At 57.0% G+C, this 16,288-nt stretch carries 16 protein-coding genes and 1 pseudogene; 12 read left to right on the top strand and 5 right to left on the bottom strand.

Translation table 11 applies throughout. The annotated features are described in order from the left end of the window. The first annotated feature begins 2 nt into the window (after window positions 1-2). The 4 genes from J9893_RS05155 to J9893_RS05140 all read left to right on the top strand — a co-directional run bounded on the left by J9893_RS05155 (window position 3) and on the right by J9893_RS05140 (window position 6,742). A complete protein-coding gene (locus J9893_RS05155) occupies window positions 3-2,426 on the top strand; it encodes a DEAD/DEAH box helicase family protein (protein ID WP_349237077.1) in 2,424 nt (807 codons plus the stop codon). 91 nt (window positions 2,427-2,517) lie between these two features. Then, a complete protein-coding gene (locus tag J9893_RS05150) occupies window positions 2,518-3,984 on the top strand; it encodes an N-6 DNA methylase (protein ID WP_210600464.1) in 1,467 nt (488 codons plus the stop codon). Between the two features lie 2 nt (window positions 3,985-3,986). Continuing rightward, on the top strand, window positions 3,987-5,750 hold the full coding sequence (locus tag J9893_RS05145) for a restriction endonuclease subunit S (protein ID WP_210600461.1): 1,764 nt from the start codon (window positions 3,987-3,989) through the stop codon (window positions 5,748-5,750). Next, on the top strand, window positions 5,750-6,742 hold the full coding sequence (locus J9893_RS05140; RefSeq protein WP_210600453.1) for an Abi family protein: 993 nt from the start codon (window positions 5,750-5,752) through the stop codon (window positions 6,740-6,742). The genes J9893_RS05145 and J9893_RS05140 overlap by 1 nt, the downstream gene beginning before the upstream one ends. 420 nt (window positions 6,743-7,162) lie before the next feature. On the opposite strand, the gene J9893_RS05135 is transcribed toward J9893_RS05140, so the two are convergent. Together J9893_RS05135 and J9893_RS05130 are read right to left on the bottom strand one after the other, a co-directional pair. Then, complete coding sequence (locus J9893_RS05135; RefSeq protein ID WP_210556461.1) at window positions 7,163-7,642, bottom strand: DUF3368 domain-containing protein; 480 nt, start codon at window positions 7,640-7,642, stop codon at window positions 7,163-7,165. After that, window positions 7,643-8,698: an XRE family transcriptional regulator gene (locus J9893_RS05130; protein WP_210600450.1), complete on the bottom strand. Its 1,056-nt coding sequence runs from the start codon at window positions 8,696-8,698 to the stop codon at window positions 7,643-7,645. A gap of 254 nt (window positions 8,699-8,952) precedes the next feature. On the opposite strand from J9893_RS05130, the gene J9893_RS05125 reads away from it, so the two are divergent. The 3 genes from J9893_RS05125 to J9893_RS05115 all read left to right on the top strand — a co-directional run bounded on the left by J9893_RS05125 (window position 8,953) and on the right by J9893_RS05115 (window position 10,838). Next, window positions 8,953-9,933: an IS5-like element ISKpn26 family transposase gene (locus J9893_RS05125; protein WP_210600448.1), complete on the top strand. Its 981-nt coding sequence runs from the start codon at window positions 8,953-8,955 to the stop codon at window positions 9,931-9,933. Window positions 9,934-10,103: 170 nt separating this feature from the next. Then, window positions 10,104-10,394, top strand: coding sequence for an addiction module antidote protein (locus J9893_RS05120; RefSeq protein ID WP_143237955.1), 291 nt, complete (start codon window positions 10,104-10,106; stop codon window positions 10,392-10,394). Between the two features lie 168 nt (window positions 10,395-10,562). Further along, window positions 10,563-10,838, top strand: coding sequence for a damage-inducible protein J (locus J9893_RS05115; protein ID WP_210600446.1), 276 nt, complete (start codon window positions 10,563-10,565; stop codon window positions 10,836-10,838). Between the two features lie 90 nt (window positions 10,839-10,928). Here J9893_RS05115 and J9893_RS05110 read toward each other — a convergent pair whose 3' ends face one another. Together J9893_RS05110 and J9893_RS05105 are read right to left on the bottom strand one after the other, a co-directional pair. Continuing rightward, window positions 10,929-11,756, bottom strand: a complete 828-nt coding sequence (locus J9893_RS05110; protein ID WP_210600444.1) for an SDR family oxidoreductase — start codon at window positions 11,754-11,756, stop codon at window positions 10,929-10,931. A gap of 50 nt (window positions 11,757-11,806) precedes the next feature. Next, the gene (locus J9893_RS05105; protein ID WP_210600442.1) at window positions 11,807-11,989 is read right to left on the bottom strand and encodes a hypothetical protein; all 183 of its coding nucleotides are present in this window, start codon (window positions 11,987-11,989) and stop codon (window positions 11,807-11,809) included. On the opposite strand from J9893_RS05105, the pseudogene J9893_RS05100 reads away from it, so the two are divergent. Continuing rightward, window positions 11,909-12,486: pseudogene (locus tag J9893_RS05100) on the top strand (SDR family NAD(P)-dependent oxidoreductase); the annotation flags it as partial. The gene J9893_RS05105 and the pseudogene J9893_RS05100 overlap by 81 nt on opposite strands. A 59-nt stretch (window positions 12,487-12,545) precedes the next feature. Here J9893_RS05100 and J9893_RS05095 read toward each other — a convergent pair. After that, window positions 12,546-12,878 (bottom strand): DUF1904 family protein, encoded by a 333-nt coding sequence (locus tag J9893_RS05095; protein WP_210600441.1) that lies wholly within the window; start codon window positions 12,876-12,878, stop codon window positions 12,546-12,548. A 70-nt stretch (window positions 12,879-12,948) separates the two neighbouring features. On the opposite strand from J9893_RS05095, the gene J9893_RS05090 reads away from it, so the two are divergent. From J9893_RS05090 to J9893_RS05075, 4 genes are all read left to right on the top strand, one after another. Continuing rightward, window positions 12,949-13,836 carry a TraB/GumN family protein gene (locus J9893_RS05090; RefSeq protein WP_210600439.1) on the top strand — a complete coding sequence of 296 codons (888 nt, stop codon included), beginning with the start codon at window positions 12,949-12,951 and terminating at the stop codon, window positions 13,834-13,836. A 155-nt stretch (window positions 13,837-13,991) separates the two neighbouring features. Then, window positions 13,992-14,141 (top strand): DUF3149 domain-containing protein, encoded by a 150-nt coding sequence (locus tag J9893_RS05085; protein ID WP_010673287.1) that lies wholly within the window; start codon window positions 13,992-13,994, stop codon window positions 14,139-14,141. A 115-nt stretch (window positions 14,142-14,256) separates the two neighbouring features. Continuing rightward, window positions 14,257-14,838 carry a DNA endonuclease SmrA gene (gene smrA / locus J9893_RS05080; protein ID WP_010673286.1) on the top strand — a complete coding sequence of 194 codons (582 nt, stop codon included), beginning with the start codon at window positions 14,257-14,259 and terminating at the stop codon, window positions 14,836-14,838. Between the two features lie 106 nt (window positions 14,839-14,944). After that, window positions 14,945-16,288: carboxypeptidase M32 (locus J9893_RS05075; RefSeq protein ID WP_210600437.1), on the top strand; the 1,344-nt coding region annotated here is incomplete at its 3' end.

The raw sequence follows: 16,288 nt of genomic DNA, 5'->3' as shown, positions 1-16,288 counted from the left end.
TTATTCTGCCGGCCGTCAAAGAGGCGGGGTGGGATGATCTGACCCAGATCCGGCAGGAGGTGAAGCTGCGCGATGGCAAAGTGGTGGTGCGGGGTCAGATGGCAGCACGCAAGAAGGTTAAATCCGCCGATATCGTGCTCTACCACAAGCCGGGATTGCCGCTTGCGGTGATTGAGGCCAAGGCCAACAAGCATGAGATTGGCAAGGGGATGCAGCAGGGGCTCGATTACGCCAGCCTGCTGGAAGTGCCCTTTGTCTTCGCCTCCAACGGCGATGGCTTTGTGTTTCACGACAAGACCGCCGATCTGGCATCTGGTGCAGCGCTGGAGAGCGAGATCCGCCTGGAAGATTTCCCCTCGCCAGCCCAGCTCTGGGACAAATACTGCGCTTTCAAGGGCTATCAACCCGAACAGCTGCCGATGATCACCCAGGACTATTACGATGACGGTTCCGGCAAGTCACCGCGCTATTACCAGCTGCAGGCCATCAACAAGACCATAGAGGCAATCTCTGCCGGTCAGCGCCGCGCCCTGCTGGTGATGGCGACCGGCACCGGCAAGACCTACACCGCCTTCCAGATCATCTGGCGGCTGTGGAAGGCCAAGGCCAAGCAGCGCATCCTGTTTCTGGCGGATCGCAACATTCTGGTCGATCAGACCAAGACCAACGACTTCCAGCCCTTCGGCACGGCCATGACCAAGGTGACGGGGCGCACCGTCGATCCGGCCTATGAAATTCACCTTGCCCTCTATCAAGCGCTGACCGGGCCGGAAGAGTCGCAGAAGGCCTATAAGCAGGTGCAGCCCGACTTCTTTGATCTAATCGTCATCGACGAGTGTCATCGCGGTAGCGCCGCTGAAGATAGCGCCTGGCGCGAGATCCTCGAATATTTCTCGTCGGCCACCCAGATTGGTCTCACGGCTACCCCCAAGGAGACCGATACCGTCTCCAACACCGACTACTTCGGCGAGCCTGTCTACAGCTATTCGCTCAAGCAGGGTATCGAGGATGGCTTTCTGGCCCCCTACAAGGTGGTGCGGGTTGATATGGATGTGGATCTGCAGGGCTGGCGGCCGACCAAGGGGCAGCTCGATAAGCAGGGCAACGAGATCACGGATCGCATCTATAACCAGAAGGATTTTGACCGAACCCTGGTCATCGATGAGCGCACCCAACTGGTTGCCCAGACGCTGACCAACTACCTGAAGAAAACCGATCCGATGGCCAAGACCATCGTCTTTTGCAACGACATCGACCATGCCGAACGGATGCGCCGTGCTCTGGTCAATCTCAATCCCGAGCAGGTTGCTAAAAACGACAAATACGTCATGAAGATCACCGGCGATGACGAGATCGGCAAGGGGCAACTGGATAACTTCATCAACCCGAAGAAGGCCTATCCGGTGATTGCCACTACCTCGGAGCTGATGACCACGGGCGTTGATGCCAAGACCTGCAAGCTGGTCGTGCTGGATCAGAACATCCAGTCCATGACCAAGTTCAAGCAGATCATCGGCCGCGGCACCCGAATTGATGACAAGTACAACAAGCTCTGGTTCACCATACTCGACTTCAAGAAGGCCACCGAGCTGTTTGCCGATCCACGCTTCGATGGTGTACCCGAAGGCGTTGTTGTTACCAACCCTGACGATATCAACCAGCCGGATGACGACTTGGGCGATATCATTGATGGCACAGATCCGCTGCCGGATGATGCACCCGGAGGCTCCGAGTCTGACAACGAAGAGGAAAGCGAGGGGACGCAAGAACCTTCTGGCACCTATGATTCCGGTGCTTATCCGCCAGGCTCTGGTGACACGGGGGACTGGGGCGAAACTAGCGGCGAGCCGCCCGAGGTACGCAAGTTTTATGTCAATGGGGTGCCGGTCAAGGTGATTGCCGAGCGGGTGCAGTATTACGACACTGACGGCAAGCTGGTGACGGAATCCTTCAAGGATTACACCCGCAAGACCCTGCTCAAGGAGTGCGCCACTCTCGATGCCTTTATCAAGCGCTGGCAGTCGGCCGAGCGCAAGCAGGCCATCATCGACGAGCTGGAGCAGGCCGGGGTGTTGTGGCAGGTGCTCAGTGCCGAAGTCGGCCAGGAGCTGGATCCCTTCGACCTTATCTGCCATGTGGTATACGATCAGCCTCCGTTGACCCGTCGTGAACGGGCGGATAACGTCAAGAAGCGTAACTACTTCACCAAGTACAACGAGACGGCCCAACAGGTGCTGGCCACCCTGCTCGACAAATACGCCGATCAGGGCGTGGCCGAGATTGAGACCAAGGAGGCGCTCAAGGTGGCCCCCTTTACCGAGCTGGGGCGGCCGCTGGAGCTGGCGAAGAAGGGCTTTGGCAGTCCCAAGGCCTTTGAAGAGGCGATCACCGAGCTGGAAGCCGAGATCTACCGCCAGCCCGCTTGACCCATATCCCATAACAGGAGCGGCCATGCTGCAGGAGTATTCCCTGAGCCTGGCCCTGTTTTTTTAACGCATTCGAGTAATAACGAGTCCTATGTCTTCCATCACGTCAGTTATCAAATCCATTCAGGACATCATGCGCAAAGACGCCGGTATCGATGGTGATGCCCAGCGTCTGGGACAGCTCTCCTGGCTGCTGTTTCTCAAGATCTTCGATGCTCAGGAAGAGGAGCTGGAGTTCGAGCAGGATAACTACCGCCTGCCCATCCCCGAGCGTCTGTTATGGCGCAACTGGGCCGCCGATGCCGAAGGGATCACCGGCGATGCCCTGCTCGATTTCGTCAATAACGACCTGTTCGACTCGCTCAAGAACCTGCCAGCGCAGATCGATCTCAACCCGCGCGGCTTTGTGGTCAAAGAAGCTTTCAGCGATGCCTTCAACTACATGAAAAACGGCACCCTGCTGCGCCAGGTGATCAACAAGCTCAATGAGATCGACTTTGGTGACTCCAGCGAGCGCCACCTGTTTGGGGATATTTACGAGCAGATCCTGCGTGACCTGCAAAGCGCGGGTAATGCCGGTGAGTTCTATACCCCGCGGGCCGTGACTCGCTTTATGGTGGATCGGATTGACCCCAAGCTGGGCGAACGCATCATGGATCCGGCCTGTGGCACCGGCGGCTTTCTGGCCTGCGCCTTTGACCATGTTAAAAGCCGCTATGTGAAGACAGCCGCCGACCATCAGACCCTGCAGCAGCAGATCCTCGGGGTTGAGAAGAAGCAGCTGCCACACCTGCTCTGTACCACCAATATGCTGCTGCACGGCATCGAGGTGCCGGTGCAGATCCGTCATGGCAACACCCTGAACAAGCCGCTCTCCAGCTGGGATAGCGATATCGATGTGATCGTCACCAACCCGCCCTTTGGTGGCACCGAAGAGGATGGTATCGAGCAGAACTTCCCGGCGGATCTGCGTACCCGCGAGACGGCGGATCTGTTTTTGCAACTGATCATCGAAGTGCTCAAGGATAAGGGCCGCGCCGCCGTGGTACTGCCCGATGGCACCCTGTTCGGCGAAGGGGTGAAGACCAAGATCAAGCAACTGCTGACCCAGGAGTGCAACCTGCACACCATAGTGCGCCTGCCAAACGGCGTCTTTAACCCCTATACCGGCATCAAGACCAATATCCTGTTCTTTACCAAGGGACAGCCGACCCAAGAGGTCTGGTTCTACGAGCATCCCTATCCGGACGGGGTGAAGAACTACAGCAAGACCAAGCCGATGAAGTACGAGGAGTTCGCCGCCGAACAGGCGTGGTGGGGCGACGAGGCGGATGGTTTTGCCGCCCGCGTCGAGAACGAGCAGGCGTGGAAAGTGAGCATTGACGACATCATCACCCGCAACTTTAACCTGGATATCAAAAACCCCCATGTCGGCGAGCAGATAAGCCACGACCCCGACGAGCTGCTGGCTCGTTACGCCACCGAGCAGGCCGAAATCCAGCAACTGCGCGACCAGCTTAAGGGCATTCTGGCTGCGGCGCTGGGTAAGGGGGCCTAAGCATGATTGAGCAACTGATCACCGACCATCTGGATCTGTGGAGTAGCGCGGTACGCCCCAAGAGCAGCGCCGGCCGTGGTAGCAATAGCAAGCTGGAACTGACCGGTATCAAGAAACTGCGCGAGCTGATCCTGGAGCTGGCCGTGCGCGGCAAGCTGGTGCCACAAGACCCTAACGATGAACCCGCCTCGGTACTGCTGGAGCGCATCGCTGCCGAAAAGGCGCGCCTGGTAAAAGAGGGCAAGCTTAAAAAGTCCAAGCCATTGCCGGAAATAACGGATGATGAAAAACCGTTTGACTTACCGGAGGGATGGGGTGTTGTCCGTTTGGGTGAGATTGGTTTATGGGCAACAGGGAATGGCTTTCCTACGATAGAGCAAGGTTTCGATGACTTAGAAATTTTATTCTGTAAAGTCAGCGACATGAATCTTGATGGGAACGAAAGGGTTATTTACAAAACATCTAATACGGTCAGTCAAGAGACAGCCAATAGATTAAAATTAAATCTTCACCAGAAGGGGACGGTTATTTTCCCAAAAATTGGTGGAGCTATTGCCACTAACAAGCGAAGAGTAATAATAAGGCCAACAGCGATAGATAATAATTGTTTAGGTATTTCACCTTTATCTTGTGTGGCATCGAATTATTTATTTTTGCTCTTAACCTCAATTAAAATGGAAGAATATCAAGTTGGCACATCTGTTCCCGCCCTAAGTCAAAGTAGTTTAGGGTTAATTACGCTAGGCCTTCCTCCTATTGACGAACAACACCGTATTGTCGCCAAAGTCGATGAGCTGATGTCCCTCTGCGATCAGCTGGAGCAGAAAAGCGAGGCATCACTGGCGGCCCATCAGACGCTGGTCGAGACCCTGCTGGCCACTCTGACTGAGAGCGCCGACAGCGGCGAGCTGGCGCAAAACTGGGCGCGGCTGGCTCAACATTTCGATAGCCTGTTTACCACCCAGAGCAGCATAGATGCCCTGAAGCAGACCATTCTGCAACTGGCGGTGATGGGTAAGCTGGTGCCACAAGATCCCAACGATGAACCCGCCTCGGTATTGTTGGAACGCATCGCCGCTGAAAAGGCTCGGCTAATCAAAGAGGGCAAGATTAAAAAAGAGAAACCCCTGCCGCCAATTAGCGAAGAAGAAAAGCCCTTTGCCCTGCCGGATGGGTGGGAGTGGGGGCGTTTAGCTGATATGTTTCAGTTCCTAAATGGTTACGCATTTAAAAGCGAATGGTTTTCTCCAACAGGAGTCAGGCTTCTTAGAAACATAAATATCTCTCATGGTCAAATAAAGTGGGATGATGAAGTCTATCTATCTTACGAACACCAAGATGAATATGAGCGATTCAAGTTGGAAGTTGGTGATGTAGTAATATCACTAGATAGGCCGATTATTAACACAGGTCTAAAATATGCAATTATAAGAGAGTGTGATTTGCCTTGTTTACTACTCCAGCGAGTAGCAAAATTCCATAGTGTTGGGAACTTGGTCTTAACAAGTTTTTTGCCATTATGGTTAGAGTCTAAGGCATTCATGAATGCGATAGACCCCGGCAGGAGTAATGGCGTTCCTCATATATCAACGAAGCAGTTAGAATTAACTTGTTTCCCAATCTTGTCTTTAGCTGAGCAACAACGAATCGTGAGTAAAGTCGATGAACTGATGTCTCTTTGCGATCAGCTATCCGCCCGCCTGCAAGCCAGCCAGACTACCCAGCTGCACCTCGCCGAGGCGCTGGTTGAGGGAGCCTTGAACTGATGGTCTATGCCAAGCCCTGGTTTAGTTTTGAGCAACAACTGGTCAAGCTGCAACGTCGGGGCATGTTGATTACGGATGAGGTGGCGGCGTTGGATTACCTGGAGCGGATCGGTTACTACCGGCTCAGTGGCTACTGGTATGCCTTTCGCGAGCGATCTGAACTGGTTGTGCAACTATCGCCGACAGGCGGTAAGCCAAAAGACATCAAACCGACACGCATGGTGCTGGAACCCTTTAAGGCAGGGACTCGCTTTGTCGATGCGGTCGATATGTATGTGTTTGATAAGAGACTACGCCTGCTGGCGATGGACGCGCTGGAACGTATCGAGATCGCCATTCGGGTGGATATTTCACATACGCTAGGCCAGCTGGATCCCTTTGCCTATCTCAAACCGGAATACCTGTTCCCGGGGTTCAGCCAGGAGCTGGATGAACGCACGGGTCTTAGCAGGCACCATGATTGGTTGGGTAAACACGCTAGGCTGATTGGCCGCTCCAAAGAAGAGTTTGTGAAACACAACAAGGCCAAATATGGGCTGCCATTGCCAATCTGGGTGGCGTGCGAGGTGTGGGACTTCGGCACCATGTCCATGCTGTTTGCAGGTATGCAAGAGCCCGAGCAGGATAAGATTGCAGCGGCTTACGGCATTGCCAATGGCCGTATTTTTGCAACCTGGCTGCGGAGCCTTAACTATCTGCGCAACGTCTGCGCCCATCATAGTCGGTTGTGGAATCGAAATATCACGGAGCAGCCGAAGCTACCGAATGCGACTCATCTTCCGTGGAGCGCGCCTTATATTGGCAACAATCATGCGCTGGCCCGCTGCTTTTTGTTGCTGCGGATCTGTCGGCACCTGCTGGCAACAATTAACCCAAAATCTACTTGGCCACAGAGGATGAAAGAGCATCTGGATACGTTCCCGGATCTGAAACATCTGGGGCTGGATCTGTCGGGGATGGGGGCGCCAGCAAACTGGAAAGATGAGTGGTGAGGGGCTGTAGAAACAAAGAACCCCTGAGCAGTTACGTCGCCTAGGCAACATCACCGACAGGGGCCGTGTTGTCGACAAGATTAGTGACCATTGACGGAGGTGTCAACCGCTTTGTCCCGTCGTTGTCTCACTGTTGTCTAACAAACTGAACTATCTACAGTATGAGTAGTTTGTGGCGGCCAAGCTGGCCGCGCCCTCCTAAAAGGACGGGGCCGTAACTCCTTCCACACTGACGCCATGGGCTGGTAGACGAGCTGGACGAAGGCTAACTGTAGCCGCAGTTTTTATCAACTCTTGCCCGGGGATACCGCCTAGATACAAGAACCCCAGCGTAAGTTGCAAGGCAACCAAGAGGCCGGGGTCGTGTTGCCGACATAATCAACGATCATGAGCGGCATGGTCAATGCCCTGAACATCAATTTACAAGGAGTGCAGTTGCGACCTGGCGACTTTCCAGGGTAGACGGCTGCCAGCGGCTTGCATCCGGTCATAGGCAGCCAAGGCTTCTGGTTTGTCGATTACGCCATGAATCACCATCTGCTCCACAATCCAGATGGTGCCCATCACAAGCACCGCTTCTTTTTCTGCCGCTTTGCGCAAAGCGGCATCTCCTGTTAGCAACGGACAGGCTTCCTGTTTGGCGAGCGCCAGCGCAAAACAATCGTAACGGCTGGGGCCAGCATAAAGCCGCGTCATGCGCAGTGCCTCCACCATGCTTTCGCCTGTCAGCTCTGTAGGCACCAAGCCAAATTCGAGCAGGTGCGGATGCAGTTCCGAGAGCTCGTCCTGGAACAACATATCCGACACCTTAAATTGAAAGGGCAGTTGGAACATCCGTTCTAACAACTGCCCATCCTCCATATCGATCAAGACGTTGGCATCGCTGATCAGAACCTGCATCTAGGCTTCGGCTCCTTCCATCATGCGAGCCTTGCGAAAGGCGAAAACAGGCATTTGCAGCAGTTCGGCTGCTTTGGAGTCGGAGAGCAAGCCTTCACCCGCTCCTCGGTAAACCAGCTGTTCAAAAAAACGGGTTTGCTCCGGCGCGATTGCCTCGCCTGGCTCTGCCTTACGCCAACCATTGGCTGAGTAGTCGATAAAGTGGCGTTTGTATTGTGCGTCGGTGAGGATGCCGAGATCCTTGCAACGGTAGAGTATTGCTCCCATGCTGAGGCCGTACTCTTGCTTCAACAGGTAGAGCTCTTTCCAGTCCACGCTATGACGTTTCACGCCCAGATGTTCTCGCGCTCCGACAGCAGGCAGCAACAGCGAAGAGGCAAAGCGATTGCAGGCTCTTTCCTCGTCCACCTCGTCACTAAGGCGACCGTGCATCAGCAGATGGCCCAGCTCGTGCGCCAGAGTAAAGCGTTGGCGGCAACCGGACCATTGGCTGGAGACCACCAATACGGGTTGTCCTTCAATCTGAGCCTGCAAACCATCGAACTTGTTGCCATGAGCTTCGCCACTGACGATAACCAGAATCCCCTTGGACTCCAGCAAGTCGATCAGATCAGGAATGGGGTTCATCCCTAATTGCCATTCGTTGCGCAAGTCTTGGCTTATCTGTTCAACCACCTCTAGCGAGGCGATCTGCTCGGGCACGCAGCGGGGCAACGAAAACTCCGGCACCGGAAACTCCGGCCACAGGTTTTTGAGTTCAAACCAGCGCTCAGCCTGATCCAGCACGTCGGCGGTAATGCGCTTGAGCACTTTGGGCGGAGTACTGGCTCGCTTGCGGTACTCGACTTCTGCCAACTGGATATGATTTGGCCGGAAAAAAAACTCGGTTCGGACATTCAAGGCTTTAGCCAGCTGAATCAGCACCGAAGAGGACGGCATACTCTCGTCCCGTTCATACTTCTGGATCATGGGGGCACTGACACCGGCCTGCTTGCCAAGGGATTGCATAGACAGGCCAGCAGCATCTCGGGCGCGCTTGAGGCGTTCACCAATCATACTGACCTCCGGTTAATGAATTAAATAAATATGTTGAAAATATAAACCAGAGCGAGGGTTTACTCCACTGACTTTTACTGGGGTGACAGGCTGCTTGCTGACGGATGGTTCAAGACAAAAGTCCAAGCCCTAGTTCAAGCTAACGAGGATGCGAGTGACAGGCAGTGACGCCTCAGTTTGTGCTAGGGAAGGTGCGAACAAGTTCCTGATATGAGATCATCATGTTCATCCGGAGCGCATCCCAGAGGGACATCATGAGCCATCAACTCACCTTCGCCTATAGTGAATTCAGCACTAAGCGCCGTCAGACCCGAAAAGAGATTTTCCTCTCCCGCATGGAGCAGATTCTGCCATGGCAGAATATGACCGCTGTCATCGAGCCGTTTTATCCCAAGGCGGGCAATGGCCGACGGCCCTATCCGCTGGAGACCATGCTGCGTATTCACTGCATGCAGCATTGGTACAACCTGAGCGACGGTGCCATGGAAGATGCCCTGTACGAAATCGTCTCCATGCGCCTGTTTGCCCGATTATCCCTGGATAGCGCCCTGCCGGATCGCACCACCATCATGAATTTCCGCCACCTGCTCGAGCAGCATCAACTGGCCCGTCAATTGTTCAAGACCATCAATCGCTGGCTGGCCGAAGCAGGCGTCATGATGACTCAAGGCACCTTGGTCGATGCCACCATCATTGAGGCACCCAGCTCTACCAAGAACAAAGAGCAGCAACGCGATCCGGAGATGCATCAGACCAAGAAAGGCAATCAGTGGCACTTTGGCATGAAGGCCCACATTGGTGTCGATGCCAAGAGTGGCCTGACCCACAGCCTAGTCACCACCGCGGCCAACGAGCATGACCTCAATCAGCTGGGTAATCTGCTTCATGGAGAGGAGCAATTTGTCTCAGCCGATGCCGGCTACCAAGGAGCGCCACAGCGCGAGGAGCTGGCCGAGGTGGATGTGGACTGGCTGATCGCCGAGCGTCCCGGCAAGGTAAAAACCTTGAAGCAGCATCCGCGCAAGAACAAAACGGCCATCAACATCGAATTCATGAAAGCCAGCATCCGAGCCAAGGTGGAGCACCCGTTTCGCATCATCAAGCGGCAGTTCGGCTTCGTGAAAGCCAGATACAAGGGGCTGCTGAAAAACGATAACCAACTGGCGATGTTATTCACCCTGGCCAACCTGTTTCGGGTGGACCAAATGATACGTCAGTGGGAGAGATCTCAGTAAAAACCGGAAATAACGCCAGAAATGTCGAAAAAATAGCCTAAATAGGCTGATTCGATGTGTTTGCGGGAAAAAAATCGGCCCAGATCCGCGAAATTTTAATCAGCGAGTCAGCTTGGGAAGAAATGACCTGCTTATTCGCTGCGTACCCTAGCAAAAACTTGGAGGCCGCAATGACCGAGCAACTATATGACTACGAGCCAGCGCAAGCGTTGGACAGCCCAGATGCGATTGCGCTGTTCATTGCGGATGCTATGGAAACCGGAGATGCCTCCTATGTCGCAAAGGCGATTGGCGCCGTCGTTCGTGCCAAAGGAATGACAGCGTTGGCGAATGAAACGGGCTTAACCAGTGAACAACTTTACGACTCGTTTAGCGACCGAGGGGACCCAACACTCAAAACCATGCTGACGGTGATGCGGGCGCTAGGCGTCGATTTGACCGCTCGCCCTCGCGTGCAATAAGAACTGTCATCAGAAGAACAAGGGTCGCATCATGCGGTCCTTTTTGTTTACGCTACAGCGTTTAGCGTTCGATTCTTGCTGTTCACGAGACTGCACTGGTGTTTCTGAGCTTGTGGGCAATTCATGCAAAAACGTGTCTATGATGACGCATACGAAGGAGGGTGAATCGTGGACGCCATAATAGAGTTTCAAGTCAACCAGGAAACACAGCGTCTGGCACAGCAATTTCTCGAGAGCCAGAACCGAACTCTTGATGATGCATGCCGAGCGCTGGTCGAACAGCTAGCCGAACAACAACGAGCAAGACTGGCGCACGATGCTTGGGTGACCCAACAGATAGACAAGGCGTTTGAGAAGATCGACTCAGGAAGCGCGGTTTTCATTGAGCACTGCGCGGCGATGGCGATGTTCGAGGAACGAAAGGCGAAGATCCGTCAGGGCTAAAGGCGAGGTCACTCGAAATGAGCAATCATCTCCCCGCCAGATAGAGAGAAAATTTCTGCAGGCTGATGACCGCTAACGCTGCGCCCTTCGTCACGCAGATTTGGATGCCAAGGCGTCAAGCAGGCCTGTCGGTAGCAGACGCCGCAGAATGTAAAACAGCTTACTCGGGAAGGTGACCTGATAACGGGTCTTGGGTTTGGAGCTTGATAGCGCGTGCAACAGTGGCGGCAGACAGGCTTCTGATGGCAGAGTGAAGCGACCGCTCAACCCCTCTTTTTCAAGGCGAGTAAGAGTCTGACGATAGGACTCATGATGACGGCTTGCCTCGGGATTGATGTGCTTCAAAAAGGCGTTGCGAGCATTGGCGCGGAAATGTGTATCGATCGGCCCCGGCTCAATCAGACTGACATGAACGCCCGTCCCTCTAAGCTCAAGGCGCAGGGTATCGGTGTAACCCTCCAACGCGAATTTACTGGTGTTGTAGGCCCCTCGGAACTTCATGGCGACCAGTCCCAGCACCGAGCTGTTCTGAATGATGCGACCCTCTCCAGCAGCCAGCATGCCGGGCAATACAAGGCGAGTAAGCTGATGAACACCGATGAGGTTCGTTTCCAACTGCTCGCGTAACGCATCCGTCGGCAAATCTTCAATCGCGCCAGGTTGACCATAACCGGCGTTGTTGAAAAGGGCGTAAAGGCGTCCGCCCGCAATTTTAAGTGCTGCATCAACACCGCTCCGGATGCTGTCGGTATTGCGCACATCCAACTGAATAGCCTCCAGCCCATAGCTTTGAAGTTGTTTGACGTCTTCCTCATTGCGCGCAGAGGCTATGACGCTGAATCCATGAGCTTGAAGTCCGCGGGCAGCGGCAAGACCAATTCCACTTGAACAGCCTGTGATAAGAACGAAGCGAGCCATTGCTTTTCCTTGTTCGAGGGTTGACTAAAATGCTATCTCCGAGGCATAGATCAACACAACTCCAGCGGGAATAGCAGTAAGTTCAAGGCTGAGGTCTTGTCAGCTACATGGTGTTCTGTGTTGGTGTTCACTGCAACATCTGACATTGATGATACGGCCAGCCCGGTGCGCTGGAAGATCTGCCCACCGAGGCGCTGCGCAAGCAGTTCGAGACCAACCTCTTTGGCTGGCATCACCTCATTCGCCAGGTATTGCCCCCATGCTGGCGGCAGGCGAGGGGCGCATCGTGCAGAACAGCTCGGTGCTTGGCCTGGTGGCCATGAAGTATCGTGGCGCCTACAACGCCAGCAAGTTCGCGCTGGAAGGCTATACCGACACCCTGCGCCTGGAACTCGCGGGCAGCGGCGTGCACATCAGCCTGATCGAACCCGGCCCCATCGACACCCGGTTTCGCGCCAATGCCCGGGAGGCCTTCCTGCGCCACATAGACCCCGCCGCCAGCCGCCATCAGGACGCCTATGCCCAGACGCTGGCCAGGCTGGAGCGTGAAGGGGGTGCCCGGGGCTTTACCCTGCCTAGCGAGGCCTGCATCCCGCCGTTACTGCATGCGCTCACGAGCAAGCGCCCCAGGCACCGCTACCCGGTCACCTTCCCGACCAAATTGTTTACCGTGCTGCGCCGCCTGCTGCCAAGCCGCTGGCTGGACAAGCTGCTGATCAAATCCGCCTGATAAAGGGGCCCTCGGCGGGCCTCCTCTTGACATGCACCTGTCTTAGCAACGATGCCAACTCAATAGTGCTGGCCGTTGCTGTAGTAGTGACTCTTGACGATGGGCAGCACCTGCACCACCACATAGGTCTGCTCCCCCAGCACCCCTTTCAGGTGGCGGGTGATGAGGGCGGCGGCGGCATCCTGCATCTCCTGCGGTCGCTCGAACCAGACCAGCTCCACGAAGGGGAAACCGGCTTCGGGGTGGCCATCTCGTACCCACTGGCTCGGCACGCACTCCAGGGTGACGAACTCCGGCTTGCCACCGGTCAGGGCGCAGAGATCCGTCATCAGGGGGGCGCTTATCCGCTGCAGGGTGTCGACAGAAACTGCCCGAAAACGAAGGTGGGGCATGGGAAACCTCTTGGCTGTGACAAATGAGGACTTATCATAGAGCACTCATCCCGCTCACATAAGGTGCCTCATGAGATTCCATCCCACGCTGCTCTCCTTCCTGCTCTGCCTGCTGCTGCCGCTCCATGCCATGGCCGATCCGGCCTTCTACCGCATCAACAAGGGCAACGAACAGCACTGGCTGCTGGGGTCCATCCATGCGGGCAAACCCTCTCTCTATCCCCTGCCGGACCCGGTGGAGCGCGCCTGGCAGCAGAGCCGCGCCCTGGTGATGGAGGTGGACATGACCCACATCAGCCAGGAGCAGTGGCAGGAGATGGGCGCCATCACCCGGCTCGTCGACGGCAAGACCCTCAAGGATCACCTGCCCATCGACCTCTACCGTCGCACCCTCATCGCCGCGGGCCAGAACGGTCTGAACGAGAGCATGCTGGCCCCGCTGCGTCCCTGGTTTGCGGCCATTACCCTGACCCAGGCGGCCCTGGAGCGCACCGGCTATCGCGGTGAATACGGTGTCGACCAGCACTTCGCCAAGCGGGCGAACGACGGCGGCAAGCCCATCGTCGGGCTGGAGACCCTGCTGGAGCAACTCGGCTATCTCGCGAGCGTCGGCGACAACCAGACCCTGATGCTGGAGAGCACCCTGGACGAGCTGCCCGACATCCAGCAGGGGTTCGACGCCGTGATGACCGCCTGGCAGAACGGGAACGAGGCCACCCTCATCAATCTGCTCAGGGAGGAGATGGCGCCGCCCAAGCTGCAAGCCTGGCTGGAACAGACCCTGCTGGCGGAGCGCAACCGCAACTGGGTCAAGAAGTGGCCCAGCCTGCCGAACGAGAGCTTTATCGTGGTAGGGGCCCTGCATCTTTACGGCGAGCACGGGCTGCTCGCCCTGCTGGAGCAGCAGGGCTGGCGCATCACGCCCCTCACCGAACCGACCCAGGAGAAGGCAAAATAGCGTCCAGTCCGGCGACCTGACGCGCCGGATGCGCGTCGGCTCACAGAATTCGCTGCCGATTAAATAACCAGAGAGGGAGTTGATCGAGATCATCCCCTCCCTCCTGAAGAGGTATCTATCATGCCTGTCACCGCCCAGTGACAGGAGTGAACGAGATGGAATTCTGGATGAACCTGATGTTCGGCAACAGCGTGGGGCTGATGTCCATGCTGGTGATTTTCGGCACCTTCCTGCTCATCAGCGCCTATGCGGTCTATTTCATCTACAAGGTGATGCACGCAGAGCCGCCCAAAGAGGGGCAATAACCAGGCTCGCTCAGACCGCCCTCCCCGGCAGGGCCGGGGCCCGCGAGCGTTGCCATTCTAAGGCCCACCAAGGCCCGCTATACTGGCTCCCTCATTTTCATGCGGGGAGCCTGCCGTGTCTCATAACGACGAACTCTCACTGTTCCTGCAGGAAGTGGCCGACGTGCGGCCCCTTCGCAGCGACCATATCGCCCCCGTTGCGGGCAACAGCCAGCCCACCGAGGCGCAACTCGCGCGCCGGGAAGCCGCCACCGCCGAACAACTCACCCTGGATCACCTCGGCACGGAAGCAGTCGAGATGCTGGACCCCCATGCCATCGTCGGCTTCAAGCGTGACGGCGTGCAGGAGGGGGTCTACAAGAAGCTGCGCCTTGGCAAATACGAGCTGCAAGGCTCCCTCGACCTGCACCACAAGACGCTCAACGAGGCCCGTATCGCCCTGGTGCAGTTCATTGCCGAATGCGAAGTGCGGGATATCCGCTGCCTGCTGATCCTGCACGGCAAGGGGGAGCGCAGCACCCCGCGTGCCCTGCTCAAGAGCCATGTCAGCGCCTGGCTGCCACAGTTGCCTTCGGTGATGGCCATGCACAGCGCCGAGCGCCGCCACGGCGGCAGCGGTGCGCTCTACGTATTGCTGCGCAAGAGCGAGCGCAAGAAGGCGGAAAACCGCGAACGGCACCAGAAGCGCCTCGGCTGACTGCCTGAGGGTGGCACCAGGGTGGATGGCAGTGCTAGCATCGGGCGGCCCCGATCATGCCAGGTACGGGGTGCATACCATCAGGGACGATAACAAGGACAATCCCATGTCATACCAGAAACTCGAACAACATCAGCAACAACTGCACCGCCTCTCCCACCTCTCCGCCATCTGCGGCTGGGATCAGGCCGCCATGATGCCGGAGGGAGGCAACGAGGCCCGCGCCGAGGCGATGGCGGAGCTTGGCGTGCTGATCCACGGCAAGCGCACCGCCCCCGAGCTTGGGGAGTGGATAGCCCAGGCAGAGAGCGAACCGCTGGACGAGCACCAGCGTGCGAACCTGCGGGAGATCAAGCGCCAGTGGCAGGATGCAAGCCTGCTGCCGGGGGCGCTGGTGGAGGCGCTGTCGCTCGCCGGCAGCAAATGCGAGCACGCCTGGCGTCGCCAGCGCAAGGAGAACGACTGGGCAGGTTTTGCCCCAAACCTCGAGGAGGTGGTGCGCCTGTCGCGGGAGGTGGCGACCTTGCGCGCCGACGCGCTCGGGGTGCGCCCCTATGACGCCATGCTGGCGCTGTACGAGCCCGGCATGACGAGCGCGAGGCTGGATCAGATCTTCGGCGATCTGACGAGCTGGCTGCCCGGCCTCATCCAGACCGTGAGCGAGCGGCAGAAGAGCGACGTGCTCCTGACGCCGCAAGGCCCCTTCCCGATCCCAACGCAGCAGGCGCTCGGTCAGGAGGTGATGGGGCTGCTCGGCTTTGATTTCGCCCACGGCCGGCTCGACGTGAGCAGCCACCCGTTCTGCGGCGGCGTGCCGACGGACGTGCGCATCACCACGCGCTACAACGAGCAGGAGTTCGTCTCCAGCCTGATGGGCATCGTCCACGAGACGGGTCACGCGCGTTACGAGCAGGGCCTGCCGCGCGCACTGCTCGGCCAGCCGGTGGCCGAGGCGCGTTCCATGGGCATTCACGAGAGCCAGAGCCTGTTCTGCGAGATGCAACTCGGCCATCACCCCGCGTTCCTTGCACAGATTGCACCGCGCATCCGCGCACACTTCGGCGAACAGGCCGCGCTCGCCCCCGCGAACCTCGAGAAGCTGTACAACAGGGTCGAGCCCGGCTTTATCCGCGTCGATGCGGACGAGGTCACCTACCCGGCCCACGTCATCCTGCGCTACGAGCTGGAGCGGGACCTGATGGAAGGGCGCATCGAGGTCGCGGACATCCCCGAGCTGTGGGACGCGAAGATGCAACAGTGGCTCGGCTTGTCCACGAAGGGCAATTACCAGAATGGCTGCATGCAGGACATCCACTGGACGGACGGCTCGTTTGGCTACTTCCCGAGCTACACGCTCGGCGCCATGTACGCGGCGCAACTGCGCTTTGCACTCGAGCGTGAGCTCGGCGACATGGGCACGCTCGTAGAGTCCGGCCGCCTGCCGGAGATC

The organism is Aeromonas sp. MaB10011B (genome assembly GCF_017939325.1).
GTDB lineage: Bacteria > Pseudomonadota > Gammaproteobacteria > Enterobacterales > Aeromonadaceae > Aeromonas > Aeromonas caviae.
The sequence above is the reverse complement of the archived record's forward strand: the minus strand, read 5'-3'. Positions and strand labels throughout refer to the sequence as shown.